At 71.7% G+C, this 1,842-nt stretch carries 2 protein-coding genes and 1 tRNA gene; 2 read left to right on the top strand and 1 reads right to left on the bottom strand.

Annotation, left to right across the window (positions count from 1 at the left end):
* Nucleotides 1–582 (bottom strand): aminopeptidase P family N-terminal domain-containing protein (locus AC2W7M_RS24715; RefSeq protein ID WP_486135688.1); only part of this gene is annotated, 582 nt, incomplete at its 3' end.
* 133 nt (nt 583–715) lie between these two features.
* Here AC2W7M_RS24715 and AC2W7M_RS24710 point away from each other — a divergent pair.
* Nucleotides 716–790: transfer RNA gene (locus tag AC2W7M_RS24710), tRNA-Gly, on the top strand.
* Between the two features lie 414 nt (nt 791–1,204).
* Nucleotides 1,205–1,842, top strand: a 638-nt coding sequence (locus AC2W7M_RS24705; protein ID WP_486135686.1) for a vWA domain-containing protein, incomplete at its 3' end; no start/stop codon positions are given.

The following is a 1,842-nucleotide window of genomic DNA, read 5'->3' as shown; positions in this document are numbered from 1 at the left end:
GCCGGCGATGGCGAGTCGAGCATGCGCACGGCGCCGCGCGCGGCGGCGGCCGGTCGGTCCACACCGGCGCCCACGTCGGGACGTCCTCCACCGCCACCGAGGATGCCGCCGGCGCGGCACCGCACGGGCCAGCTTGTCGCGGGCGTCGAGGGTGGTGCGCCAGGCGTCGAAGCCGAGGCTCGCGCCCTTCGGCAGATGGTCCTCGATCCATTTCTCGGGGCTGGTCTGCGCGAGCGGCACCACCGTGAAGGCGGCCGTGTCCACCTGGGCCGGGGCCTGGAGCGTATAGCGCCCGTCCACGAACAGCGCCGCCGCCTCCGACAGCACCACCAGGAGCCCCGCCGAGCCGGTGAAACCGGTCAGGAAGGCGAGACGCTCCTCGCAGGCCGGGACATATTCGTTCTGGTGCGCATCGGCGCGGGGAATGACGAAGCCGTCCAGCCCGCGCCGCGCCAGTTCCGCGCGCAGCGCGGCGAGGCGGTCCGCGCCTTTGGCGCCGTCGGCGAGGTCATCGAAGCTCTGGAACAGCGCCGTGAAGCGCGGATGCGTGGCGGACGCCGGGGGGCGATGGGGCTGGGACATGGCGCGACCATAGGAGCGGGCCGTGCGCTCCGCAATCGCCGGCAAAGGGTGTGGACGCGGCCGCCCGCGGAGCGCCGCGCCGGGCGATGCCTCTTGCTGGCCGCAGGGTGCCTTGGCTATGCTGAGCGTCCAGGCGGGCGTAGTTCAGTGGTAGAACGACAGCTTCCCAAGCTGTATGTCGTGGGTTCGATTCCCATCGCCCGCTCCAATCTTGCGAGCTGTCCCAAGAGCGCATCCGGCGGCCCGCGCACCGCCCCGCTCCCCGGGGATATTTTCCGCCTGCTCTCATGAACCTGCCGAAGCGCCCGACAGCCTTGCGGCCATTCCATCCGTACCGGACGTCTGACGCCGCGATCCTCCGGCGGGGGCGTCGCCGGACCGGTGCGCGCAGGCGTGACGACTGATGGGGCAGGGCGCTCCCGCCGCCGGTCGGCCGTGATCGCGAGATGCGGCGCAGGGCGCCTGCGTCGTTGCTGGGCGGCCGACGGAAGATCGCCTGCGCTCCCGGCAGGCGGGGTGTCAGATTTTCTGTCCTCCGGCAATTTCGGTTGCATTTCTATTCGGTGAATGCTCCTTCCCCGGACGCGGGGTTCGCTTTGACCGGATGGGATAGAAAATCACCATGCATGTGATCCGCTTTCTTCTCCTCTTCCTCTGCGTCGTCTCCGCGCCCGCGCTGGCCGCTGAGCGCACCATGATCGTCCTCGATGCCTCCGGCTCCATGTGGGGCACCATCGATGGCCGGCCGAAGCTGGAGATCGCCCGGCAGGCCCTGCGCCAGACGCTCGCCAAGCTGCCGCCCGGCGCCGAGGTCGGGCTCATGGCCTACGGCCACCGGGAGCGGGGCAACTGCGCCGACATCGAACTGGTGGTTCCCCCCGCCCCGGGCAGCGGCGCGGCCATCGCGGCGGCGGCCGACAAGATGCGCTTTCTGGGCAAGACGCCGCTGACCGAAAGCGTCAAGCAGGCCGCCGCGGCCTTGCGCGCCGGCGAGGACAAGGCGACCGTCATCCTCATCACCGACGGGGTCGAGACCTGCGCCGCCGATCCGTGTGCGCTCGCGGACGAGCTGGAGGCGACGGGGGTCGGCTTCACCGCCCATGTGGTCGGCTTCGGGCTGTCGCGGGAGGAGGGCCGCCAGGTCGCCTGCCTCGCCGAGCGGACCGGAGGGCGCTATATCCGCGCCGACAACGAGGCGGAACTGAAGGACGCGCTCGCGCGGCACCGTCGCCGCGCCGGCGGCGCCCGGTGTCGTCGCCC

The organism is Xanthobacter sp. BG11Y11_SDJG (assembly GCF_057364445.1).
This window is presented reverse-complemented; position numbering and strand designations above follow the sequence as displayed.